General features: G+C 41.7%; 20 protein-coding genes and 2 pseudogenes. 13 read left to right on the forward strand and 9 right to left on the reverse strand.

Annotation, left to right across the window (positions count from 1 at the left end; all coding sequences use genetic code 11):
• Positions 1-262: 262 nt before the first annotated feature.
• Complete coding sequence (locus JCM16418_RS10350; RefSeq protein WP_036648453.1) at positions 263-1357, reverse strand: HD-GYP domain-containing protein; 1095 nt, start codon at positions 1355-1357, stop codon at positions 263-265.
• 158 nt (positions 1358-1515) lie between these two features.
• Positions 1516-4089: a DNA gyrase subunit A gene (gene gyrA, locus JCM16418_RS10355; protein ID WP_036648455.1), complete on the reverse strand. Its 2574-nt coding sequence runs from the start codon at positions 4087-4089 to the stop codon at positions 1516-1518.
• Positions 4090-4513: 424 nt separating this feature from the next.
• On the opposite strand from gyrA, the gene JCM16418_RS10360 reads away from it, so the two are divergent.
• Positions 4514-5368 carry a YheC/YheD family protein gene (locus JCM16418_RS10360; protein ID WP_036648456.1) on the forward strand — a complete coding sequence of 285 codons (855 nt, stop codon included), beginning with the start codon at positions 4514-4516 and terminating at the stop codon, positions 5366-5368.
• A gap of 90 nt (positions 5369-5458) precedes the next feature.
• Here the strand turns inward: JCM16418_RS10360 and gyrB are convergent.
• The 6 genes and pseudogenes from gyrB to dnaA form a co-directional block, all read right to left on the reverse strand.
• Positions 5459-7370, reverse strand: a pseudogene (gene gyrB, locus JCM16418_RS10365) (DNA topoisomerase (ATP-hydrolyzing) subunit B).
• 63 nt (positions 7371-7433) lie between these two features.
• Entirely contained in the window at positions 7434-7685 is a 252-nt protein-coding gene (remB, locus tag JCM16418_RS10370; protein WP_036648457.1) for an extracellular matrix regulator RemB, read from the reverse strand.
• 14 nt (positions 7686-7699) lie between these two features.
• Positions 7700-8812 carry a DNA replication/repair protein RecF gene (gene recF, locus JCM16418_RS10375; RefSeq protein ID WP_036648458.1) on the reverse strand — a complete coding sequence of 371 codons (1113 nt, stop codon included), beginning with the start codon at positions 8810-8812 and terminating at the stop codon, positions 7700-7702.
• A 61-nt stretch (positions 8813-8873) separates the two neighbouring features.
• Complete coding sequence (gene yaaA / locus JCM16418_RS10380; protein ID WP_036648461.1) at positions 8874-9095, reverse strand: S4 domain-containing protein YaaA; 222 nt, start codon at positions 9093-9095, stop codon at positions 8874-8876.
• 37 nt (positions 9096-9132) lie between these two features.
• Complete coding sequence (dnaN, locus tag JCM16418_RS10385) at positions 9133-10275, reverse strand: DNA polymerase III subunit beta (RefSeq protein ID WP_036648463.1); 1143 nt, start codon at positions 10273-10275, stop codon at positions 9133-9135.
• 201 nt (positions 10276-10476) lie between these two features.
• A pseudogene (gene dnaA / locus JCM16418_RS10390) lies at positions 10477-11822 on the reverse strand (chromosomal replication initiator protein DnaA).
• Positions 11823-12431: 609 nt separating this feature from the next.
• On the opposite strand from dnaA, the gene rpmH reads away from it, so the two are divergent.
• The 12 genes from rpmH (at position 12432) to JCM16418_RS10450 (ending at position 23802) form a co-directional block, all read left to right on the forward strand.
• Complete coding sequence (gene rpmH / locus JCM16418_RS10395; RefSeq protein ID WP_036648466.1) at positions 12432-12566, forward strand: 50S ribosomal protein L34; 135 nt, start codon at positions 12432-12434, stop codon at positions 12564-12566.
• Positions 12567-12848: 282 nt separating this feature from the next.
• Positions 12849-13199 (forward strand): ribonuclease P protein component, encoded by a 351-nt coding sequence (rnpA, locus tag JCM16418_RS10400; protein WP_036648468.1) that lies wholly within the window; start codon positions 12849-12851, stop codon positions 13197-13199.
• Between the two features lie 73 nt (positions 13200-13272).
• Entirely contained in the window at positions 13273-14178 is a 906-nt protein-coding gene (locus JCM16418_RS10405; RefSeq protein ID WP_036648469.1) for a YidC/Oxa1 family membrane protein insertase, read from the forward strand.
• Positions 14175-14891 carry an RNA-binding cell elongation regulator Jag/EloR gene (gene jag / locus JCM16418_RS10410; protein ID WP_036648472.1) on the forward strand — a complete coding sequence of 239 codons (717 nt, stop codon included), beginning with the start codon at positions 14175-14177 and terminating at the stop codon, positions 14889-14891. The genes JCM16418_RS10405 and jag overlap by 4 nt, the downstream gene beginning before the upstream one ends.
• Positions 14892-14995: 104 nt before the next feature.
• Positions 14996-16372, forward strand: a complete 1377-nt coding sequence (gene mnmE, locus JCM16418_RS10415; protein ID WP_036648475.1) for a tRNA uridine-5-carboxymethylaminomethyl(34) synthesis GTPase MnmE — start codon at positions 14996-14998, stop codon at positions 16370-16372.
• Positions 16373-16490: 118 nt separating this feature from the next.
• On the forward strand, positions 16491-18377 hold the full coding sequence (mnmG, locus tag JCM16418_RS10420; protein WP_036648476.1) for a tRNA uridine-5-carboxymethylaminomethyl(34) synthesis enzyme MnmG: 1887 nt from the start codon (positions 16491-16493) through the stop codon (positions 18375-18377).
• A 3-nt stretch (positions 18378-18380) separates the two neighbouring features.
• On the forward strand, positions 18381-19103 hold the full coding sequence (gene rsmG, locus JCM16418_RS10425) for a 16S rRNA (guanine(527)-N(7))-methyltransferase RsmG (RefSeq protein WP_036648477.1): 723 nt from the start codon (positions 18381-18383) through the stop codon (positions 19101-19103).
• Positions 19104-19411: 308 nt separating this feature from the next.
• Positions 19412-20227, forward strand: coding sequence for a nucleoid occlusion protein (gene noc, locus JCM16418_RS10430; protein ID WP_036648478.1), 816 nt, complete (start codon positions 19412-19414; stop codon positions 20225-20227).
• Between the two features lie 156 nt (positions 20228-20383).
• The gene (locus JCM16418_RS10435; protein ID WP_036648479.1) at positions 20384-21145 is read left to right on the forward strand and encodes a ParA family protein; all 762 of its coding nucleotides are present in this window, start codon (positions 20384-20386) and stop codon (positions 21143-21145) included.
• Positions 21138-21977 (forward strand): ParB/RepB/Spo0J family partition protein, encoded by an 840-nt coding sequence (locus JCM16418_RS10440; RefSeq protein WP_036648482.1) that lies wholly within the window; start codon positions 21138-21140, stop codon positions 21975-21977. Before JCM16418_RS10435 ends, JCM16418_RS10440 begins: the two co-directional genes overlap by 8 nt.
• Positions 21978-22061: 84 nt before the next feature.
• Positions 22062-23222 (forward strand): aminotransferase class V-fold PLP-dependent enzyme, encoded by a 1161-nt coding sequence (locus JCM16418_RS10445; protein ID WP_036648871.1) that lies wholly within the window; start codon positions 22062-22064, stop codon positions 23220-23222.
• 82 nt (positions 23223-23304) lie between these two features.
• Positions 23305-23802: a DUF4446 family protein gene (locus tag JCM16418_RS10450; protein WP_036648484.1), complete on the forward strand. Its 498-nt coding sequence runs from the start codon at positions 23305-23307 to the stop codon at positions 23800-23802.
• Here the strand turns inward: JCM16418_RS10450 and yyaC are convergent.
• Positions 23780-24385: a spore protease YyaC gene (yyaC, locus tag JCM16418_RS10455; RefSeq protein ID WP_036648487.1), complete on the reverse strand. Its 606-nt coding sequence runs from the start codon at positions 24383-24385 to the stop codon at positions 23780-23782. The genes JCM16418_RS10450 and yyaC overlap by 23 nt on opposite strands.
• Between the last annotated feature and the right edge of the window lie 152 nt (positions 24386-24537).

Genomic DNA, 24537 nt, shown 5'->3' on the forward strand with positions numbered 1-24537 from the left:
CCAGAAGGCATGAACCAAAACACTTCGCTTTTCGACTTTACAAGTAAAGTCGTTACTCACTCGTTGTTCAGTTTTCAAAGATCAATTTCTCTTTCGTTGTCGCTTTTTTTATCTCAGCGGCAACTTTTATAATATATCATGTCTGACTCAGTAATGCAAGCTTTTTTTTAATTTCTTTTTTATCAAAAGCTGTGGTTACTAATTGTTTGCCTCAGAAGCGGCAAGAAATAATATACCACAGCTTTTGTTTATAGGTCAACTCTTATTTTGTAGAAAGTACTTCTTCTATATACAACTGCCTTTGCTGCGTTAAATTTACGATCTCTCCACTTACAGAAACCATTGGACGCGTTGGATGATCTCTATCCGTAAAAACAATTTCTCCAATTTGCTCATTGCTTAAGCGCACGATCATACCATTATGAAATTCAGTTACTTTATTAATAAAGGTTTGAACGATTGATGGATCTAATTTACCGAATGCTTCCGAATGGATTTGTTCCAATACCATATAAGGTGATTGTGATTTGCGATACAACCGATTAAGAGTCATGGCATGAAATATATCTACAATACCAACAATTTTGGCATAGACATGAATCTTGCTTCCATCCAAGTGTAGCGGATAACCAGAACCATCTACCTTTTCATGATGCTGAAGTGCGGCAAGACGAACTCCCTCATTAATCGCTGTCACATTCTTAAGAATCTGGTAACCATATGTAGTATGTCTGCGCATTTCCTCAATTTCAGACGCTGTAAGCGGCTGTGGCTTGTATAGAATCGTTGGATCAATCTTCGCGTTACCAAGATCATGGAAGAGTCCTGCAAACGCAGCCTGCATCCAGTCTTTTTGAGGAAGACCAATCCATTTAGCCAATTGATAAGAGGATAGCGCACAAAGTACTGAATTGTGGTAAATATAATCGTGTTCATTCATAGAACGTGGAGAAAACATAAGCAAGTTGTAATCTTTTATATGATAGATCATAGTATCAAGCTGATTACGAAGCTCGTATATAGGCAGATCTGCGGCAATAGCAGCTTGCTGCGCGCTCTTAATCAAAATAATCATTTTGTCATACTCATCATGAAGCGTAGAATATGTACTTACGATCTCTTGAGTAGGAGCAACCGAAGAATCAAGCTCCACCTTTTTTTTAGAAAATACAGCCTTTGATCCCTCTGGTAAAGAGTTGTCAATATCCACGGATTGCACCATAAAAGCGCGCAAGATATCCAAATCTCTGGGCAATAGTACCGTTCCCTTGTGTAGAAGTACCCCTCCGAGTGGGGTATGCACGTCTTTAGACAACTTAATGCCTGGTTTTACTTCCAAAATTGATAAGCTGGCCATAGCATATACCTCTCTCAATGTCGCCCTTATTGGCAATATACCCCATTATATTACTTATCATGTACCTGTACAATCTATAAAAAAGAGTACAGTCCCCTTGTTCAGGAAACCATACTCTTTTCTTTATATAACATCAGCCTAGCTAAATGAGCTTCGATCTAATTCTCTTCAGAATCCATCTCTGACGTTTGCTCTGGTCCATCTTCGCTCACTACTGGTGTTACTTCATCCTCCGATGACAAGCTGTTCTCTTCGCCTTCTACGGGCTCAAAATCAGCATCCATGATATCTTCCATCGTTTCAGGATCCTCACTCTTATCTGCAATACATACCGTACCAACAGAATCGTCATCGCGGATATTAATTAATTTCACACCCTGCGTATAACGACCCATGGTTGAGATTCCTTCCATGCTTGTACGGATCAATGTACCACTAGAGGTAATAATCATTAGATCTTCCTCGATCTTAACAATCTTCAGAGCCACTACTGGACCATTCTTATCCGTTACATTAATGGTCTTGATTCCCTTACCACCACGAGTCTGAGAACGATAGTCGCTGGCTGGTGTCCGTTTACCATACCCCTTAGATGTAACAATCAGTACATCGAGGTCTTGATCCACAACATCCATACCAATAACTTCATCATTATCGTCCAAGTTAATTCCCTTCACACCCGTTGCGCCGCGTCCCATGGAGCGAACATCATTCTCGGAGAAGCGAATGGACATGCCTTGAGCTGTGCCCATAATCATTTCCTGCTTCCCTTCGGTCAGCTTCACTTCAATTAGGGAATCATCTTCACGCAGGTTAATAGCAATGAGTCCACCCTTACGGATATTAATATAATCCTCAAGTGGTGTCTTCTTCACAATCCCTTTACGAGTAGCGAATAATAGATATTTATCACTTTCGAATTCCTGCACTGGAATTACAGCATAAACGGTTTCTCCCTGTTCAATCTGAATCAGGTTGATAATAGCCGTTCCTCTTGCTGTTCGGCCTAATTCAGGAATCTCATATGCTTTTAGCTTGTACACCTTACCCTTATCCGTAAAGAAGAGTAGATAGTGGTGTGAGTTGGATACAAACAGGTGCTTCACGAAGTCCTGATCTTTGGTGTCCATACCAACAACGCCACGGCCTCCCCGCTTCTGACTGCGGTAGGTGTTAGCTGGCAAACGCTTAATGTAGCCAGTATGCGTGATGGTAATGACAACTTCTTCGCGCGGAATCAGGTCTTCATCGAGAATACTCTCTTCTCCAACCGTAATTTCTGTACGGCGATCGTCTGAAAAACGTTCCTTAATGTCTTGAAGTTCTGCGCTAATAATATCCAATACAAGTCCTTCATTAGCCAAAATTTCACGGTATTCAGCAATCTTAAGCATGATTTCTGCATACTCATTCTCAATTTTATCCCGCTCAAGTCCTGTCAGACGTTGCAGACGCATTTCAAGAATAGCTTGTGTCTGTTCTGCACTTAGACCAAAGCGTTCAATTAGCTTCTCACGTGCAATGTCTGTTGTTTGAGATGAACGGATCAAAGTGATAACTTCATCCAAATGATCCAAGGCGATGCGCAATCCTTCGAGGATATGAGCGCGAGCTTCGGCTTTTTTCAAATCAAAAATAGTTCGACGACGGATGACCTCGATTTGATGCTGCAGATAATGATACAAGATGTCACGCAGACTAAGAGTCTTCGGCTCGTTGTTCACAATCGCTAGCATATTAATACCGAAAGTAGATTGCAATGCGGTATGTTTATATAAATTATTAAGCAGGACGTTTGGATTCACATCACGTCTTAGCTCAATTACAATACGCATACCATTTCTGTCTGACTCATCACGAAGATCTGTAATACCTTCAATTCGCTTGTCACGTACAAGTTCGGCAATCTTCTCTACCAAACGAGCTTTGTTGACCTGATAAGGCAGCTCATGAACGATAATTTTTGCTTTATTATTGACTTCTTCAATGGTTGCCTTGGCACGCATCGTAACCGATCCACGACCCGTTTCATAGGCTTGACGGATGCCATGACGTCCCAGAATATAGCCTGACGTAGGGAAATCCGGCCCTTGAATAAACTCCATTAATTCCATAGGTGTAATATCAGGATTCTTGATCATTGCCTGAACGCCGTCGATGACTTCTCCCAAATTATGTGGTGGAATGTTTGTCGCCATACCTACCGCAATTCCCGAGACCCCGTTAACGAGTAAGTTCGGATAACGTGCAGGTAATACAACAGGTTCCATTTCTTCTCCATCATAATTTTCTGCAAAATCGATGGTTTCTTTATTAATGTCACGAAGCATCTCCATAGCTATCTTAGAAAGACGTGCTTCAGTATAACGCATTGCTGCCGGCGCATCACCATCAATGGAACCAAAGTTACCATGTCCGTCTACGAGCATATAACGCATAGAGAAATCTTGTGCCATCCGGACCATCGTTTCATAGGCAGGACCATCACCGTGAGGGTGGAACTTACCGATTACTTCTCCAACGATTCTCGCTGACTTCTTAAAAGGTTTATCCGGAGACATTCCCAGTTCCGACATCGCGTACAGTACGCGCCGGTGCACCGGTTTAAGTCCATCCCGCACATCGGGTAAAGCACGACTAATGATAATACTCATTGCGTAATCCATAAAGGACTCACGCATTTCAAGTCCAATATCCCGATCCTTAATTTGCGAATTATTTTCTTCCGCCATGGTGGACCTCCTCCATCTTCTCTCAACCACTTACCATCTATGGAAGCAGAACGGATTCGCTGATCTCTCTAGTTTGAACCAGAGATCAGCTCCGTTAGAAATACGAATGCAAAGTATAAAACCACTAAATTTAATTATATTACTTTCACAAAAAGAGCACAATTAAACCTTGGGACATTCGATAGCGTCTTTTGCCCAATTCGTTAAAAATAGGGATCTGCCCTGTCTCTGCAAATTCATCGACATATACTAATAGGGCATAAACTCCCTTGTCAGCACCGCCATCCTAACAAATTCCCATATCTTTATATTATAGCATTGATTTACGCCATTGTCCTAAGTTTTACACCTTCCTGCTAAGATTTAAAGGGTTAATTTAAGAGAATGTTTTGAATCAAGAACACAATAGAAAGGATGAGATTTCTTGGCCATTCAGCGTATTTCCAGCAAATGGGCTAAAACAAAAGTTCTCTTACGTAGCCAACAGGTCTCAGCATTTATTCCCCTTACCCTTAAATACTCTCAAGATGCTTTATCCAACCTGTTAGTTGATCATACTCTAGTGTACATTAAGCCTGACAAAGGTACGTATGGGAACGGCGTAATGTGTGTTGATCGGTTCGATCAGGAAGCGGCAGTAGATTCGAGTTCTCGCAGGAGCAAACTATCACAAACTTCTCCGTACAGACTGCGTTATCAAACGGTTACAGAATACTGCCGTACCATAGATGAACTCCACAGCCGTATCACTGCCCAAACCAAAAACAATCTTTATCTAATTCAGCAAGGTATTGTGTTACTTCAGTATCACGGCAGATCCTTTGACCTTAGAATACTTACTCAAAAGACCCCTTATGGGACTTGGGAAACAACTGGGATTATAGGCCGCGTTGCTGCTAAAAATAAGATTGTGACCAATTATCACAATGGCGGGACTGTAGGCAAGCTAAACGAATTGCTAGCAGAGCATGCAACGCCAGCTGAAATAGCTCGTTTAGAACGAAAGCTTTATGATCTGGGTGAATGGACAGCCCAGCAAATGCAAAAAGAGTATCCTCGTCTAAAAGAAATTGGGCTGGATATAGCACTTGACGAAAATCTATATCCATGGATTTTGGAAGTGAATACACTTCCTGCAATTTTTCCGTTTAAAAAGTTCTTTAAAGATAAAAATGTCTATCAGCGCATCGAAAAATATGCCATTGCCTACGGCCGCTTATCACCCAAAAAAAATATTAAAGCTACAGGCAATACAAGCAAAAAAAGTGGTTCGCTGTAGTCTTATGTATATTTCATTAAAAAAGAAGGTGCCATAAGGCACCTTCTTCTATAATTTCCATGTTGTGGTTTACGTAACCTATCTCAACCATTAAACATCCAAATTTTTAACGTGTCTGGCATGTTCATGTATGAACTCACGTCTTGGTTCGACGTTGTCACCCATCAACATATCAAATATACGGTCAGCCTGCATTGCATCTTCAACCGTAACTTGATACATCATTCGACTATCAGGATCCATCGTTGTTTCCCATAGCTGATCGGGGTTCATCTCGCCGAGACCTTTATATCGCTGAACATTAATTTTGGCATTTTCTCCGAACTCAGCGATAATCTCATCGCGTTCCTTCTCGGAATTGGCATAACGAATGGTCTTGTTACGCTCAATTTTAAATAGTGGTGGTTGTGCAATATATATATAGCCTGCATCCACTAGCTTACGCATGTAACGGAAGAAGAACGTAAGTAGCAATGTACGAATATGTGCACCATCCACATCGGCATCAGTCATAATAATCAGCTTATGGTAACGTGCTTTACTGAGATCAAAATCATCGTCACCAATACCTGTACCCATCGCTGTAACCATGGCCCGAATTTCCTCATTAGACAAAATGCGATCAAGTCGTGCCTTCTCTACATTCAGAATCTTACCACGAATCGGAAGAATCGCTTGGAAATGACGGTCACGACCTTGTTTGGCTGAGCCACCAGCAGAGTCTCCTTCTACGATGTAAAGCTCACTGATTGCAGCGTCCTTAGAAGAACAGTCTGCAAGTTTACCTGGCAGTGCACTGATTTCAAGCGCACTCTTACGCCGAGTCAATTCACGAGCCTTACGCGCAGCTTCGCGTGCTCTGGAGCTTGAAGAGCCTTATCCAAAATTTTACGGGATACTGTTGGGTTTTCACCCAAGAACTCCTGTAGCTTTTCAGAGAATAGCGATTCTACAATACCACGCACTTCACTGTTACCCAGTTTAGTTTTGGTTTGTCCTTCAAACTGTGGTTCCGGAATTTTAACAGAAATAATGGCTGTTAAACCTTCACGGACATCATCACCAGAAAGGTTGGCATTGCTATCTTTAATTACCCCACTTTTACGGCATAGTCATTAATTATACGTGTTAAAGCACTCTTGAAGCCAGATTCATGTGTTCCGCCTTCATGCGTATTAATGTTGTTAGCAAAAGAATAAATATTCTCCGTATAGCTGTCGTTATACTGCAACGCCACTTCTACTTGGATCATATCACGCGCGCCTTCGACATATATCGGCTGTTCGTGTAGAGCTTCCTTTTTCTCATTCAGAAATTGAACGTACTCTTTAATGCCACCCTCATATTTAAAATAATTCGTGGCTCCAGTACGCTCATCCGTTAAGGTCATTGCAATCCCTTTATTGAGGAATGCGAGTTCCCGAATACGAGTAAGCAAAGTCGTGTAATCAAATTCCGTTGTTTCAGTAAAAATTTCAGGATCTGGATGGAAAGTTACGGTTGTACCGTGTTCCTCCGTCTCTCCAACAATTCTTATATCATACTGAGGAGCACCACGTCTGTACTCCTGTTCGTAGATTTGTCCGTCACGACGGACCTGAACAACAACCTTCTCGGACAAGGCATTAACAACAGATACACCGACACCGTGTAGACCTCCGGATACTTTATATCCGCCGCCTCCGAACTTACCTCCCGCATGAAGAACAGTCATGACAACTTCAAGCGTAGAACGTTTCAGTTTGGCATTTTCACCGACTGGAATTCCTCGTCCATTATCCACAACAGTTACGCTGTTATCGGTATGAACGGTTACTTCGATGTGATCGCATATACCAGCCATAGCCTCATCAATACTGTTGTCCACTACTTCCCACACCAAATGATGTAGACCCTTGGCACTGGTGGAACCGATATACATACCTGGCCGTTTTCGGACAGCTTCCAGCCCTTCCAAAACTTGAATCTGACTCTCATCATACTGCGGTTGATTCATAGACATGCCGTCACCTACTTCTATATATTCTTCATCTGCTGATTTTGAATAAATTTATGGGTCATACATTTATGCGTTAGCAAAAAATACATTTGCCCGTTTCTTAAGGGTTGTTGAGGAAATGGGGGAGTAATACACTGTGCTTTTGGTCACGACGATGGATTTTGCTTCCTCTTCGCCGATCGTTTCCACGTTTTTTTCCTGACGAGCGTGGGTGACAAACTGCTTAGATATTTTCGAGGACTTCTCAATCGATATATCAAAAATTGCGACCAACTCCGCGGAACGGATGATTTTCTCCCCGCCTAAATGAATATACATACATTCCTCACTTCCTAAGATCCAACCTGTCCTTCATGGACACGAAAAATGCTGGCGTTCTTCAATTTATCCGCATTCAGGCTCTCGATACCTGTTGCTGTAATAAAGGTTTGAACCCTGCTCTGAAACGTTTCAATGAGCTGTGTCTGACGATAGGGATCAAGCTCAGACAGCACATCATCAAGCAGCAGAACTGGATATTCCCCAATCTCTTCTTGGATAAGTTCAATTTCAGCCAGTTTAAGGGACAGCGCGGTCGTTCGCTGCTGTCCCTGCGATCCGTAGGTATGCACTTCTTTGCCATTAATGTAAAAGGCCAAATCGTCACGATGCGGCCCTGCAAGTGTCATGCCTCTACGTAATTCCTGCTCTCTCATTTGTGATAACTTTATCATAAATTGATCAAAAAGATAAGCTTCATCTTCCTCTTCCGTATCTCCGAACGAAGGAAGGTAGACAAGTTCAAGTGCTTCAGAGCCATTTGTAATGCCGGAATGGATGGTTTCTGCCCAGCGTTGTAGCTTTATTATAAATTGTTTCCTCTTTTTTATAATTTTAACACCATGCTCAACTAACTGTTGATCCCACACCTCAAGCATCCCGGGCTCTCCATTGTCTTTGCCCCACATTTGCTTCAGCAGATTGTTGCGCTGATGAAGCACCTTTTGATATTGCTGTAGGTGAAATAGGTAACCAGGCTGCACCTGGCCGATTTCCATATCAAGAAACCTGCGCCGCACCCCAGGCGTTCCTTTCACAATCTCCAAATCTTCCGGTGCAAACATAACGACATTTAGCGAGCCAATGAAATTACTGAGTTTACGCTGCTCAAGTCCATTAATCTTCGCTTTCTTTCCCTGAGGGGACAACGTTAAATCTAGTTTGAGAGGTCCATACTTCTTCTCTACGCTAGCAGAGATATGGGCGCTCTCCCCCTGGAATGAGATCAGTTCACGGTCCTTGGAGGTCCGGTGACTCTTCGTCAATGCCAATACAAAAATAGCTTCAAGCAAGTTTGTCTTTCCTTGGGCATTCTGACCGATCAGAAGGTTCACATCTCCAAAGGAGTCGAGCTGAAGCTGCTCATAATTTCGATAATGTTGCAAGCTTATGTTATTAACAAACACATCCGGTCCTCCTCTTCTTGCGCTTAGCTATTTTGGGATCGCCGGCTTTTAGAGGAGTGGACTAAGCCTGCGGTGCAACAACCGTAAACTCGCCGTTATCTGTGACTGTTACTTTATCCCCATGATATAACTTGCGTCCGCGGCGTTCTTCCGGTTCTCCATTTACAAATACAATCCCCTCTTGTAAAAGAGCTTTGGCCATTCCGCCTGTGGATACACAATTTGCGAGTTTCAAAAACTGGTCCAGCTTGATATACACAGTGTGGATAACAATTTCATTCATGTTTTATAATCCCTTTCTTATACCCTGTGAATAAGTTTTAGTTAGTTGTCCGATACGGCAGAATGACATACAGACTCTGGCTATCGTCCACTGGTTTTAAAATAATAGGACTCATTATACCAGTAAAAGCAATCATTAGCTGTTCGCTCTCCACCACTTTGAGTACATCGAGCATATATTTTGAGTTAAAAGATATGCGCAGCGGCTCCCCTTTGAAGTCAATTACATTAAGTTCTTCACGTACTTTACCAAGTTCAGATGAGCTGGAGGAAATCTCAATCCCGCCATCTTCCAAGGTTTGCAGACGCACAATGTTTGTTTTTTCTTCGCGAGACAGCAAATAAGCGCGATCTATGGATTCACTTAATTTTTTTGTATCTAAAATTAGTTCTGTTTTGTAGTTTGTTGGAATAATTCTAGAAGTATCCGGATAGATTCCGTCCAGAATACGTGAATAAAACAGAACGCGGTCGATTTTGAAAAGCACTTGGTTGTCGGCTACGACGATATCAACGAGGGTGTTCTGATCAGGAACAATTTTGCTTAGTTCACTTAGTGTTTTACCCGCAATAACAATATTGCTGAATTTTACGTCTGAGGATCCCTCAAGATTTGCGCTGCGTGTAGCCAGCCTATGGCGATCTGTTGCGGTGAATTTGAGCTGATTATCCTCTAGGTTCCAGAGTACGCCTGTAAGAATAGGTGTGGTTTCATGAGTCGAAATTGAGAAACCCGTTTGTCTAATCATATTCTTCAGCAGTACGCCAGGCAATGAAATGGTCTGATTACCATCGATTTCAGGAAGAACGGGAAATTCCTCTGGATCAAGTCCAACGATTTGAATTTCGGTTGCACCTGAGGAAATAAAGGTCTGAAAATTCTCTTTGACCTCCATTTGGATATCTTGCGAAGGTAATTTTTTAATAATTTCAACAAAGAATTTAGCAGGAAGAACAACGCTTCCCGGCTGTTCAACTTGGACAATTGTACGATTATCATCCTCAATCGGAATAAATGATTGGATCGATATATCGGTATCACTTGCAGTTAATGTCAAACCTTGATGATTTACATCCAGTTTAATGCCACCAAGGATTGGAATTGTTGTACGGCTGGATATGGCTTTGGATACATGTTGAATAGACTCATTGAGAACATTTTTAAGAATGTTGATCTTCATAACTTCACTCCTAGCAGGAAATTTGGCTTTTGCATCAGGGTCAATTTCGAGAGGCTGTTGCCGGGGTCTTTGTATGGATAATCTTTATATATTTATATAGTAATAGTAGTAGGGGCACTGAATATGTGGATAACCCCCACAAACCACATAAAATTAAGCCTATCCACATGTGTATAGATTGTGCATAGGCTTTGAACTTGTTCAGGTTGGATTTTTGATTTTTTCCGTGATGCTATTGACCACTTTAAACAGATCCTGGTCGACTTTTAGAGACTTGGTTATTTTATCATGCGCATGAATGACCGTAGTATGGTCTCTTCCGCCGAATGCTTCACCAATTTTAGGGAGGGAGAAGTCGGTTAACTCACGAGAGAGATACATGGCAATCTGCCTGGGAAAAGCGACAGCCTTTGTACGTTTGCGAGCTTTAAAGTCCTCCATACGCAAGTTGTAGTATTCCCCAACCTTTTGCTGAATGTCTTGAATAGTAATCATTCTCGGCCGACTGGACGGGATGATATCCTTCAGTGCTTCGGCTGCCAGATGCGTAGTCACATCTTGATTTGTAAGGGAAGAATAGGCGACAACGCGAATCAGCGCGCTTCTAGCTCGCGAATGTTGGTGTCAATTTGATTGGCAATGTACATCATAGCTTCATTAGGAATATCAAGGTTCTCCGCGCGAGCCTTTTTACGCAAAATGGCAATTCGTGTCTCTAGATCTGGAGGCTGAATATCTGTAATTAGACCCCATTCAAATCTTGAACGCAAACGATCTTCCAATGTCGGAATTTCCTTAGGTGGTCGATCGCTTGAAATAATAATCTGTTTTTGTTCCTCGTGAAGTGCATTAAACGTATGGAAAAATTCTTCTTGTGTTGACTCTTTACCCGCCAAAAACTGAATATCGTCAATGAGCAGAATGTCGACGTTGCGATATTTGTTGCGGAAACTCTCAGCACGGTTGTCGCGAATCGAGTTAATGAACTCATTGGTAAATTTCTCGGAAGAAATGTAAACGACGCGGCTAGCGGGATTGTGTTCCAAAATATAATGTCCAATGGCGTGCATTAGGTGAGTTTTCCCCAGTCCAACGCCCCCATATAAAAATAATGGATTATATGCTTTAGCCGGTGCTTCTGCGACCGCAAGCGATGCAGCATGCGCAAAACGGTTGCCTGATCCGATGACAAAAGTATCGAATGTGTACTTGGGATTCAGCATATGAGTTAATGCTTCTTCATGGGTCACTTGAGGCTGTGGAGCTGGCTGCTGAGGAACAAATTCCGCAGGTTTGTTCTCTTCGATGACGAATTTGACATCAACCTGCTTGCCCATCACTTCGTAAATCGTGGAACTTACTAATTTGGTATAGCGGCTTTCGAGCCATTCCACGGCAAAAGTGGTAGGGGCTGATATCACAATAGAGTGATCACTCAATTGGAGCGCCTTTGTAGCCTTAAACCAGGTGTCGTAACTTGGCTTACTGAGCTTGGTATGAATTATAGATAGAATTTGCTGCCATAGTTCGGAAGTATGGCTGTCCACAGACTGTCACTCCTTTAAATCGTCCAAATGTGGCAAAAGCCATGAGCGGGATTGTCGAATTACAATGAAAAAAACAGAATTTATCCCCAATTTACCGAAATGGGGAAATAAAAAAAGTGGACAAATTGAAATTGTTCACAAGTTTATCCACAGCCTGTTAATAATATATGGGGTGAAATAACATATTCACATCCAAAAGTATTATAATCATAGCAAAAGAAAGGCTCTTTATCAATGTGTGACGCGAAATTATCCACAAATTCAATAAGTTGTGTATAATTTTTATTCACACCACTAGATATTGTTTATAACGTGTTTAAGTTTCGACAGCATCCCTGAAATTAGAAAATCATTTATACACAGGTTGTGCCGAAAAGAGGAAGAAGATAAATTTTGATGTGAACAAGTGGATAGTCGATGATTGTGGATAGAAAATGGGAACATCTTTTAAGCCTGTGGGTAACCTTATGGGAATAAGGTGTTGAATTGGAAATAGATTTGTTGACATTTTATCGTGGGCATGGTTCAATATATAAAGGCATTTTCTGCGTAAAATGAAAATGAATAATCATAATAAAGTTTATGAATTCCTGTGAGGGGGTGCAATACATGAGACCGACATTTAAACCGAATGTGAGCAAACGCAAAAAGGTTCATGGTTTCCGTAAAAGAATGAGCACGAAAAACGGCCGTAACGTGCTGGCTGCTCGTCGTCTTAAAGGCAGAAAAAAATTGAGCGCGTAAATTTCGTGCATGAAGACCACTGCGGTGGTCTTTTTTTCTTCAATTTTATGTGTAATGAGTGTTTAAACCCCAGGATTCTGAATGATTGAGACTTTAATGAATCAACTAACCTTAAGTTTAGAGTCGATGGAGTATGTTGATACTGTAAAGGTCTGATCGAATTGGAGCTGTTAATTCTAAGTTATATTATATGAAGTAATTTTTTAGAACATAGATTATGAATCGAAATACCGCTGAATTAGCTAGGCTAGCAAGGCGGATAAAGCAGGCAGGGGATTATTCGTGCAAAAAAGTTTGCGTCTACGAAACCGAGCGGACTTTAGCCGCGTATATCGACATGGCAAGTCTTTTGCCAATCATCAATTTGTTGTATATTGGTTCCGCAAAAAAGAGGTAGAGAAATTCCGCGTCGGCATTTCTGCCAGTAAGAAGATAGGCAATGCCGTTGTTCGCAACAGGATGCGTAGAATGATTAAGGAAATTGTTCGTCATCATGAGCTGGATTTGATCGAGCATATCGATCTTGTTTTTATTGTGCGTAAAGGTGCCTTGGATATGCCGTATAAAGATATGGAAAAAAGCATTCTGCATGTCCTTCGTAAAGCTTCACTATTGAAGCAGAAGAGCCGATGAGTACTGGTTTCTTTGTCCAATTAATTATGGTATGATTTACGGGTAATGGAAGCGTTAAGAGAGGGGTTATAAAGTGTCGCTATTTAAGACTAGCCGAGGCAGGAAATGGATCCTCCTCATCGCTGTGATGGTACTCGCAGTGACCGTATTATCAGGATGCGGACAGAGTAGTTCAGCTACTCAAACTACGCAACAAATGAAGGATAGTGGTAGCTTCTGGCAGGCTAACGTCGTTTATTATTTTTCGCTTGCGCTTGATACCTTTGCAAGATGGTTTAGCGGATCTTATGGACTAGCTGTATTAGTTATGGTTATTATCGTTCGTACGATAATTTTACCTTTGTCTATTAAACAAGTGCGAAGTTCCAAAGCTATGCAAGCAATTCAGCCCGAACTTAAGAAACTCAAAGAAAAATATAAGGATAATCCGGAAAAGCAGCAACAGGAAACCATGCGTTTGTTCCAAGAGAACAAGGTTAATCCAATGGCAGGCTGTTTGCCACTGATCGTCCAGATGCCCGTATTTATAGCACTCTATAACTCAATTCTTCACAATTCTCATTTGCGTGATCATTCCTTCTTATGGCTACAACTTGGTGCACCAGATAAGACATTCATATTGCCAATAGTTGCAGCAATAACAACCTTTGTACAATCTAGAATGATGATGAAAATGAACCCAAGCCCTCAACAAGGCGCGATGCAGTTCATGATGATGGTGTATCCGGTTCTTATTTTCTTCATGTCATATCAATTCCCTGCGGCATTACCACTTTACTGGGTATTCAGTAACTTGTATACGATTATTCAGAACTATTTCCTTTACCGCGGTAACAATACGGCTGCCGATGTTGCGGTTGTATCCGGAGGCGGAACGAGTACTAAAGCAGGTAGTGTTAATCTAAACAAGAGCGGTAATAAATCAGGTAACAAATCGGGTAACAAGTCCAGCAAGAAGGGGGCTAAAAAATCTAAATGAGCAAAGTCGTCACGTCAGGAAAAACCGTTGAAGAAGCTGTAACACAAGGGCTGTCCCAACTTGGGGTGAGTCGGGAACGGGTATCAATTCATATCGTTTCACAGCCATCAAAAGGATTCCTGGGACTGATCGGTGTCAAGGCAGCTAAGGTAGAGTTATCATTGTTGCCTGATCCTGTACATCAACCAGTGGAGACGGCAGAAACTTTGCCACTAGATCCGATAATTTCGGAAGCCCCTTTAGAACAGTTAAAATCACAATCAGGACAAGATCCTTATGAGGAAGCTGTCCAGTTTGTTACAGATGTTGCTACAAGTATGGGACTGGACGTTAAAGTGGAAGTTCAGCACGCCAAAGATAGTACAACCCTTCATATCTTTGGGCCTGATTTGGGTCTAATGATTGGCAGAAGGGGGCAAACACTGGATTCTCTTCAATATTTAGCGAACATTGTCGCAAACCGTAATTCTAGCAGCTACATTCGACTCGTGCTCGATGCGGAGAATTTCCGCGAGCGCCGTAGAAAGACATTGGAAGACTTGGCAGACCGCCTGGCGGGCCGAGTCATCCGGACACGTAAGGAAGTTGTCTTAGAGCCTATGTCGCCACAAGAACGTAAAGTGATCCATTTTAGTCTACAGGATCATCCTCAAGTGAAGACATATAGCAAAGGGGAAGAACCTAACCGACGTGTGGTCATTACGTTAAAGTAAAAGAATGAACAGGTGCAATGACTTTTGAGCTTCCAAGCTTAAGGAGTCATTGCTTTTTTCGTAATAAGAAGTCAAATGAATATATTAAATTAGAGGTGACAACTGTGCTTAGTGATACAATAGCAGCCATTTCAACAGCGGTAGGTGAGGCAGGGATTGCGGTAATACGCGTAAGTGGACCCACTGCTGTAACAGAAGTGGCACATATATTTAGAAGTAAAACACCTCTTAGTGATGCTCAGTCCCACACGGTTCATTATGGACATATTGTAAACCCTGAGAATGATGAGGTTGTTGAAGAAGTACTCGTTACGGTCATGCTTGCGCCACGTTCTTTTACGACAGAAGATGTAGTTGAAATCAGTACACATGGTGGGGTAATTTCAGTTAAAAGAGTGATGGATCTCCTTTTGATGCAGGACATTCGTTTAGCAGAACCAGGGGAATTTACGAAGCGGGCATTTTTGAATGGACGAATTGATTTGTCTCAGGCGGAGGCTGTAATTGATTTAATTCGCTCGAAATCAGATCGCGCATTCTCTATGGCGTTGAAGCAGGTAGAAGGTGCCTTATCTCAGCGTATTGAAGCTCTGCGTCATACGCTAGTGGAGACAATGGCTCATATTGAAGTGAATATTGATTATCCAGAGCATGATGTGGAATCGATGACTACTGCGTTTATCCAGGATAAATGTACAGAAGTGATGGAGGGCATTACCAAGCTCCTTAAGACAGCAGAGGAAGGTAAGATTCTACGTGAGGGCATTACGACGGCGATTGTTGGGCGTCCAAATGTAGGCAAGTCCTCACTGCTTAATCAGCTTGCACATGCTAACCGGGCAATTGTTACGGACATTCCAGGTACAACGCGAGATGTCATTGAGGAATTTGTAACGATCAACAACATACCTTTAAAGCTGTTAGATACTGCAGGTATTCGTGAAACGATGGATGTTGTAGAGAAAATAGGGGTAGAACGTTCAAAATCAGCAGTTGCCGAGGCCGACCTTATTCTTTTCGTTCTCAATGTGAATGAACCACTGCATGAGGATGAACTGGAATTAATGGAACAAATGCGTGGTAGACAATCTATTGTAATTATGAATAAAATGGACTTAGCTCCTGTTGTAGATCAGGATATCTTATTACGTTATTATAGTAATGATTTAATTGTACCGATGTCTGTAAAAGCACAAGAGGGTGTAGATGCACTGGAGCAGGCTATATCTAAGCTTTTCTTTAGTGGTCAAATTGAATCGGGCGACCTAACATATGTAAGTAATGTTCGCCATATTGCATTACTAAAGAAGGCTAGTCGTTCATTACAGGATGCATATGATGCGTCTGAGCAATCCATTCCAATTGATTTAATTCAGATTGATGTTCGTCTGGCTTGGGAGCAACTTGGAGAAATTATTGGTGATACCGCTGGAGATTCATTGTTAGATCAGATTTTCTCTCAGTTCTGCTTAGGTAAATAGGAATGTTAATTTATGAATGAATTTTTCTTCATCTATATAGATGGTGTGTGATTAACATCATTGGAACATAATACAGTCCCTCATCGGACTTTGGACAATATAAGGAGGTTTTAAGCTCATGAGTTATGATGGAGGCAACTATGATGTTATTGTGATCGGAGCTGGCCATGCGGGTTGTGAATCCGCCCTGGCTTCAGCGCGTATGGGTTGCCAGACGCTGATGATTACAATTAATTTGGATATGGTTGCTTTTATGCCATGTAATCCTTCCATTGGAGGACCAGCAAAGGGTCATGTCGTACGTGAAATTGATGCTTTGGGTGGCGAGATGGGACGTAATATTGATAGAACCTTTATTCAAATGCGGATGTTAAATACGGGTAAAGGGCCTGCTGTACATGCTTTGCGTGCACAAGCTGACAAATTTAGCTATCAACAAACAATGAAAGAGACCATGGAGCTGGAACCTAATTTGACTATGCGTCAGGGGATGGTTGAACAGCTGATCGTTGAGAATGGTGAATGTGTAGGGGTAATAACGAAGACAGGAACAGAATATCGAGCTAAATCAATTGTCCTGACTACAGGAACTTATCTTCGCGGTAAAGTTATTATGGGCGAACTGATGTACGAGAGTGGCCCAAATAATCAGCAGCCGTCTATTAAATTGGCTGAACATTTGCGTGAACTCGGCTTTGATTTAGTACGATTTAAAACAGGTACACCACCACGTGTGCATAAGTCAACCATCGATTTTTCTAAGACTGAAATACAGCCTGGTGATGATAAGCCTAAATTCTTCTCTTATGAAACTAAATCTTCAGATAATGAGCAGTTGCCTTGCTGGTTAACTTATACTTCACTACAAACACATGAAATTATAAGTAGTAATTTACACCGTGCACCGATGTTTTCAGGCAAAATAGAGGGTACAGGACCACGGTACTGTCCTTCTATAGAAGATAAAATTGTACGTTTTAGTGATAAACCAAAGCACCAGATTTTTCTGGAGCCAGAAGGCAAGAATACCTCAGAATATTACGTTCAAGGACTTTCTACGAGCATGCCTGAAGATGTGCAATTAGCTATGCTTCGTTCGATACCAGGTCTTGAAAAGGTAGAAATGATGCGCAATGGCTATGCTATCGAATATGATGCGATGGTTCCTACACAATTATGGCCTTCACTGGAAACCAAAAAAATGCCAGGTCTGTTCACAGCTGGTCAGATTAATGGTACTTCTGGTTATGAGGAAGCAGCAGGACAGGGTATAATTGCGGGAATTAATGCGGCTCGTAAAGCTCAAGGTAAAGAACCCGTCATTCTGGATCGTTCGCAAGGATATATTGGCGTGCTTATAGATGATTTGGTCACCAAAGGTACAAATGAGCCTTATCGTCTGCTTACTTCACGTGCTGAATACCGTCTATTGCTTCGCCATGATAATGCTGATTTGAGATTAACTCCAATAGGACATGAGATTGGACTGATTTCTGATGAGCGTTATGCTAGCTTCCTTGATAAGAAGGAAAAGGTGGAACGTGAAGTTGAGCGACTCTTTGCCGCTAAAGTTGGTCCATCACATGTGAATGAGATGCTTGAACGTATTGGTTCAGCAACGATTCAAGATGGAAGTAATCTGCTTGTTATTCTACGCCGTCCAGAAGTAAGTCATCATCATATTGAAGAAATTTCACCTTCCCCATATGACTTGACTGAGGAAATGAAGGAGCAGGTGGAAATTCAAATTAAGTATGCGGGTTATATAGAGAAACAACAAATGCATGTCGAGCGCCTGAAAAAGATGGAGAAGAAGAAAATACCAGATACCATTGATTATAGCGATGTTCAAGGTATTGCTATTGAGGCTCGTCAGAAGCTTACGAACATCCGACCGATATCTATCGGTCAAGCCTCCCGTATTTCTGGTGTTACCCCAGCGGACATTTCTATTTTATTAGTTTATCTGGAGCATTATAACCGGGTAACTGCGGCAAGAGGGTAGCTTATGGACTTCGTACAGGATCAATTTGTTACGCGTTTGCAGGAGCAGGGGATTAAGCTCAGTTCAGAACAACTAGATCAGTTCGAGACTTATTATCGGGAACTGGTAGCATGGAATGAAAAGATGAATCTTACGGGGATTACGGAGCGGGAACAGGTTTATACCAAGCATTTTTACGATTCGATATCTTTGGCCTTTTATATGGACATGAATCAAGTCAAACGAATGGCTGATATTGGGTCCGGTGCTGGATTTCCCGGCATACCGCTTAAGATATGCTTTCCACATTTAAAACTTACGATTATTGATTCATTGAACAAACGAATCTCATTCCTTCAGCATGTGGTGAATGAAACAAAACTATTAGAGGTTGAGCTCTTACACGGCCGCGCAGAGGACTGGGCTCGAAAAGTAGGGCACCGTGATCAATATGATTTAGTAACAGCACGAGCTGTAGCCAAACTTGCCGTACTGAATGAATTTTGTCTTCCTTTTGTAAAAGTGAGTGGAACATTTGCTGCTATGAAAGGTAGCGATCCTGCTACTGAGATTCGCGAGGCTTCCCGAAGCTTAAAGGAATTAAAGGGGAAGGTTGCAAGTGTAGAGAAATTCGTGTTACCAATAGAAGAATCAGATCGACATTTGGTAATGATTCATAAAACCTTTGCAACGCCAGCAAAATATCCACGCAAAGCAGGAACAGCTTTAAAATCACCTATTATATAACTGTAGAAAGTATACGTTCGTTCAAAAAGGAATGTTTCACGTGAAACATTCCTTTTTGTTATGAAAAAACTTTATGAGCAGGAGAAAATGATCCAATTAGAGAATAGGATTATATGAGATAAAGTGGTAGAATAGAGTAGATTATGTACCTCGTCAAAATGAATGGTAATGACTTGAATTACTATCAGTTGAAAACCGGATTACGTATGATTTTAATAGAGTACAGGGAAATTAAAGAGAGCCATTTTTCCGTGTTCTTCAAAGGCGCCAATCCGGTGCTATTACGAAATTAGGTGGTAATATACCGAATGAAAGAACAATTTTCTAAATTGTTTGGGTTGACGGAACGCAGCAACGGGGATGAAGTGAAACAAATTCCGGTTGAGGATATTGTAACAAGTCCTTACCAACCTAGAACCCTGTTTGATGAAGACAAAATTGATGAACTCTGCCAAACGATTAAGACTCACGGAGTGATTCAACCCATTGTTGTTCGTATCCGCAATTCCAAATACGAAATTATTGCTGGAGAACGCCGTTGGCGTGCAGTTACGAAGCTGGGAATGGAGACAATCCCGGGAATCGTGCGTGAATTTAATGATTCACAAGCTGCGTCTATTGCACTCATTGAGAACTTACAGCGTGAGGGATTAACTTCTATTGAAGAGGCTGTAGCTTATCAAAAGCTGATTGATCTGCATCAGTTAACACAGGAAAGTCTTGCGCAGCGTCTTGGTAAAAGCCAATCCACAATCGCGAATAAGATCCGTCTGCTGCACTTGCCCGAAGAGGTCAAACTAGCATTGATGGAACGGAAAATTACGGAACGCCATGCACGTGCACTTCTTTCACTTGATACAGAAGAACTTCGGATAAAGGTCCTCGGCGAAATTATTGCTAAGGAATTAAATGTTAAACAAACTGAAGCTCGAATCGCATTTTATAAAGAATCTTCTAAGATTAAAAAGTCTAAACGTGTTTCCTACACCAAAGATGTCAGACTTGCTCTAAATACGATCCGCCAATCCATTGATATGGTGTCTGGTTCGGGGATGGCTATTAATACGACTGAAAATGATCATGAGGATCATTATGAGATCGTTATTCGTATTCCGAAACGTTAATGATGATTCATTGAATTAAACGGATAATATAGATTCATTTCATGGAGTGAGGCGGCTCAATTGGCCGCTTTTTTCAGGCGCAAATGGCTTATTAGTCTGTTGATAGCTGTGTAACATCATCCAGCGACATAGTTCATACACATTGAGGTGAAAAGAGTGTCTAAAATCATTGCCATTGCAAATCAAAAGGGCGGGGTAGGTAAAACTACAACCTCCGTCAACCTGGGTGCCGGTATGGCTTCGCTTGGTAAAAGGGTGTTACTTGTGGATATTGACCCGCAAGGCAATACAACGAGTGGCGTTGGTGTAAACAAAGCAGATGTAGCCAACTGTATTTACGATATCATTATTAATGAAGTTCATCCAAAAGAAGCTATTGTGGAAACACAAGTTGAAGGACTACACATTATTCCGGCAACGATTCAACTAGCAGGGGCGGAAATTGAGCTTGTTCCAACGATATCCAGAGAACTAAGACTTAAAAAGGCACTTCAACTGGTAAAGGCAAATTATGATTACATTCTAATTGATTGCCCTCCTTCCTTGGGCATATTAACGATTAATTCATTGACTGCAGCAGATTCGGTGATTATTCCCATTCAATGTGAATATTACGCGCTGGAAGGTTTAAGCCAGCTTCTCAATACAGTAAGACTTGTTCAGAAGCATTTGAACACTTCTCTCAAAATTGAAGGTGTACTACTGACAATGCTAGATGCTCGTACGAACTTAGGTATTCAGGTCATTGAAGAGGTTAAGAAGTATTTTCAAGAAAAGGTATATCGTACGATTATTCCACGTAATGTGCGCCTTAGTGAAGCTCCTTCACATGGACAGTCTATTATTACGTATGATCCACGCTCCAAGGGAGCAGAAGTTTACTTAGAGTTGGCAAAGGAAGTGATTTCGTATGAATAAAAGATTGGGTAAAGGGCTTGATGCGCTTATTCCGTCGCTTTCTATTCATGATGATGACAAAATCGTTGAAATTCCACTCAGCCAGCTACGTGCTAACCCTTATCAGCCACGTAAAGAGTTTAAGGAAGAAGCTATTCATGAGCTAGCGGAATCTATCCGCCAACATGGAGTTATCCAACCGATTATTGTACGAAGCGTGTTAAAAGGGTATGAGATTATTGCTGGGGAACGAAGGTTCCGTGCATCACAACACTGTGGGAAAGCTACAATTCCTGCTGTAGTACGTAGTTTTAGCGATCAGCAGGTTATGGAGATTGCTCTTATTGAGAATCTGCAACGAGAAAACCTCAACACGCTTGAAATTGCAGTTGCATATCAGGGTTTAATGGATCAGTACTCACTTACCCAAGAGGAACTTTCTTTAAAGGTAGGCAAGTCACGATCACATATTGCTAACTTCCTAAGATTGCTATCTTTACCAGATGAAGTTAAAGAACATGTTTCACGTGGAACATTATCCATGGGTCATGCTCGTGCTATTGTGGGTCTCAAAGATGTTGCATTAATAAAACAACTGGCTAAGCAATCCGTTGAGAATGAGTGGAGTGTCAGAGATTTAGAAGAAGCTGTGAAGAATCTAGATCGCAAGCCTGCTGATAAAAATAAAGTCAAAGTTAAAAAACGCGATCCTTATATCGACCATGTAGAAGAATCGTTACGTGATCGTTTCAGAACAACAGTGAAAATTAAACCTAATAAAGAAAAAGGTAAAATAGAGTTAAATTATTACAGCAAAGAGGATCTTGAACGATTACTTGAGCTGCTACAATAAAAACAGTTGGAGTGACATATCTGATGACCTCGTCAAATGGAGGGGAAGGAAATGTCTTCTCTTTCTAATGCGGGGGTTGGTCTAATGTCATCATTTATATACCTTGATCATGCTGCGACATCATGGCCAAAACCTGTGGCTGTACAAGAAGCTATGATGAAGTCTCTGGAAGAGGCAGCTGCAAATCCTGGTCGTGGAAGCCATTCCATGGCAGTTGAGGCAAGTAGAGTATTATTCAAAACTCGGATGATATTAGCACAGCTATTCAGAGTGAGTAATCCGAATGATATTGTCTTTACATCCAATACAACGATGGCGCTCAATCTAGCTATCAAGGGTATACTGAAAACGGGTGATTATGTTATTGCTACTATGGTAGAGCATAATTCTGTGCGAAGACCGTTAGAATATTTAAAACGCACACTAGGTATACATGTTAAATATATCGACGTTAATGCACAGGGTGAATTAAATATGGACGATTATAAAATAGCTCTTATGGCGCATCGTCCAAAATTAGTTGTGTGTAACCATAGTTCCAATTTACTCGGTAGTATATTGCCCGCATCAGAGATTGGAAGATTAGCGCATCAATATGGTGCATATTTTCTTTTGGATGCAGCACAAACTGCTGGTTGCATTGATCTAGATGTTTCTGCAATGAATGTGGATCTGCTTGCTTTTCCAGGTCATAAAGGGTTGCTTGGTCCTCAGGGGACGGGCGGTCTTTATATTGCGCCAGAACTGGATCTGGAGCCTTTGCTTCACGGGGGGACAGGGAGTCAGTCAGAAGAGCGGGAACAACCCATCGTGCGCCCAGATCGGTATGAGGCAGGTACGCCTAACACAGTGGGGATAGCCGGGTTACAAGCTGGAGTGCAAAGGGTATTGGAACTGACACCGGCAGTCATTTATGAGCGGGAATGGCGCATGACGCAACTGCTTATGGAGGGATTGAACGATGTTGAAGGTTTGAGGTTGCTGGGGCCTCATCGAGGTAACCCTCGAACCGGTATCGTGTCTTTTGTTGTGAATGATCAAGATTCGAGTCAAATTGCATTTAAGTTGGATAGGGAATATGACATTGCTGTCCGAGCGGGTCTTCATTGCACTCCGCTTGCACATGAAGCCATGAATACACTTCACACTGGGGCGGTTCGCGCAAGTGTGGGTGTGGATACAACCGAGAAAGATATAGCTGCAATGGTTAAGGCAATGCATGAAATATGTCCACACAAGATGTAAGCAAAGATTTTTTTGGAGAAAGTAGATATCCGTCGTTTGTCGTATTGTATAAGACCTATTCAAGGAAAAGGAATGAACAGCAATGTCCGACTTAAATGGTTTATTGATGGAACAACTGCAATGGATTATCGGCGGAATTGCGCTTCTTCTGATCATTTTGATTATCGTCGTAATTAACCAAGGATCGAAACTCAAGAAGATGCGCAAAAAGTATGATTTGATGATGGCGGGTAGCGGTGTTGAAAATCTAGAGACACTCCTAATTGATTTGAAAGTTCAACTGGATAGTGTGGAGGATGAGCAACAACAGCAGCGTAGCACGTTAGAAACAATCGTCGATAAGCTTCAACATATGAAAGGCAAAGTGGGCATTAAACGCTATAATGCTTTTAGTGAACGTGGAAGTGATTTGAGTTTCTCCATAGCTATTGTGGATGATCAGCGCAATGGTGTCGTTATTAGCGCAATATATAATCGCGATAGTTCGTACGTATATGCTAAGCCGCTGGAGGAAGGGCAATCTTCATATGCACTATCCCCCGAGGAAAGTGAAGCCATTAATCTAGCCTTGCAAAAATAGAGTTGCGAGCTTTCCACTCTTTAATCGCTGAGTGAAGGCTGTGTGCAATAATATCTGACAGCCGCACGACTAGACTAAGTCGTGTGTTCTGTAATACGAAATACTCCATAAAGCCGCCGACATTAACGATACCAGTCAAATGGATATCGCCAACCGGCGGCAGTTCTTTATGTACACCTGCGCCCGGTCTTAGGGGGCCATCTGCTACTTGAATACAACCGACACTTGAGGATTGACCAAGGCATGCATCAATACCGATAACGAAGGGGTTCTCATATTGGGCGTATATACTGGTTAAAGTTTCCTGTAAATTAACAGCATGTACGGGATCTTCAAGGGTGCCATATAGACGAAACCAGGGATTATTGAAACGTGATAGGGAAGTTCCGACTAGTGGGCCAAGACAGTCGCCAGTAGAGCGGTCAGTTCCCACGCAAACAACAATAACCTGTTGTTTCTCACCTGCTTTTGATAGATGGAACAAAAGACGATGAATGATAGCCGAATGGATTTCAGGGTCAGTATGTGGTATTTTTAAGCATGAGAGTTCCTTTACAGGGGTAGCAAGAGGCTGTAGATTCATAAAATCTCCCTTTCTGTATCTGTATAAATTAGTAGTAACTAGTATATGGATGTAGAAATGTTTTTATACTCGGTGAGATACAATCAGGACCAATGACGGATAACCTAGAGACCTGAGACATATACATCGGGTTATTTGGTGCAAAAGTGGAC

It is taken from the genome of Paenibacillus pini JCM 16418, from assembly GCF_000576305.1.
Lineage (GTDB): Bacteria > Bacillota > Bacilli > Paenibacillales > Paenibacillaceae > Paenibacillus_AQ > Paenibacillus_AQ pini.

Coding starts and splice junctions, on each gene's coding strand:
- JCM16418_RS10350 (WP_036648453.1), bottom strand. CDS start 1,357: ATGGCCAGCTTATCAATTTTGGAAGTAAAACCAGGCATTAAGTTGTCT.
- gyrA (WP_036648455.1), bottom strand. CDS start 4,089: ATGGCGGAAGAAAATAATTCGCAAATTAAGGATCGGGATATTGGACTT.
- remB (WP_036648457.1), bottom strand. CDS start 7,685: ATGTATATTCATTTAGGCGGGGAGAAAATCATCCGTTCCGCGGAGTTG.
- yaaA (WP_036648461.1), bottom strand. CDS start 9,095: ATGAATGAAATTGTTATCCACACTGTGTATATCAAGCTGGACCAGTTT.
- dnaN (WP_036648463.1), bottom strand. CDS start 10,275: ATGAAGATCAACATTCTTAAAAATGTTCTCAATGAGTCTATTCAACAT.
- rpmH (WP_036648466.1), top strand. CDS start 12,432: ATGAGACCGACATTTAAACCGAATGTGAGCAAACGCAAAAAGGTTCAT.
- jag (WP_036648472.1), top strand. CDS start 14,175: ATGAGCAAAGTCGTCACGTCAGGAAAAACCGTTGAAGAAGCTGTAACA.
- mnmG (WP_036648476.1), top strand. CDS start 16,491: ATGAGTTATGATGGAGGCAACTATGATGTTATTGTGATCGGAGCTGGC.
- rsmG (WP_036648477.1), top strand. CDS start 18,381: ATGGACTTCGTACAGGATCAATTTGTTACGCGTTTGCAGGAGCAGGGG.
- noc (WP_036648478.1), top strand. CDS start 19,412: ATGAAAGAACAATTTTCTAAATTGTTTGGGTTGACGGAACGCAGCAAC.
- JCM16418_RS10440 (WP_036648482.1), top strand. CDS start 21,138: ATGAATAAAAGATTGGGTAAAGGGCTTGATGCGCTTATTCCGTCGCTT.
- JCM16418_RS10445 (WP_036648871.1), top strand. CDS start 22,062: ATGTCATCATTTATATACCTTGATCATGCTGCGACATCATGGCCAAAA.
- JCM16418_RS10450 (WP_036648484.1), top strand. CDS start 23,305: ATGTCCGACTTAAATGGTTTATTGATGGAACAACTGCAATGGATTATC.
- yyaC (WP_036648487.1), bottom strand. CDS start 24,385: ATGAATCTACAGCCTCTTGCTACCCCTGTAAAGGAACTCTCATGCTTA.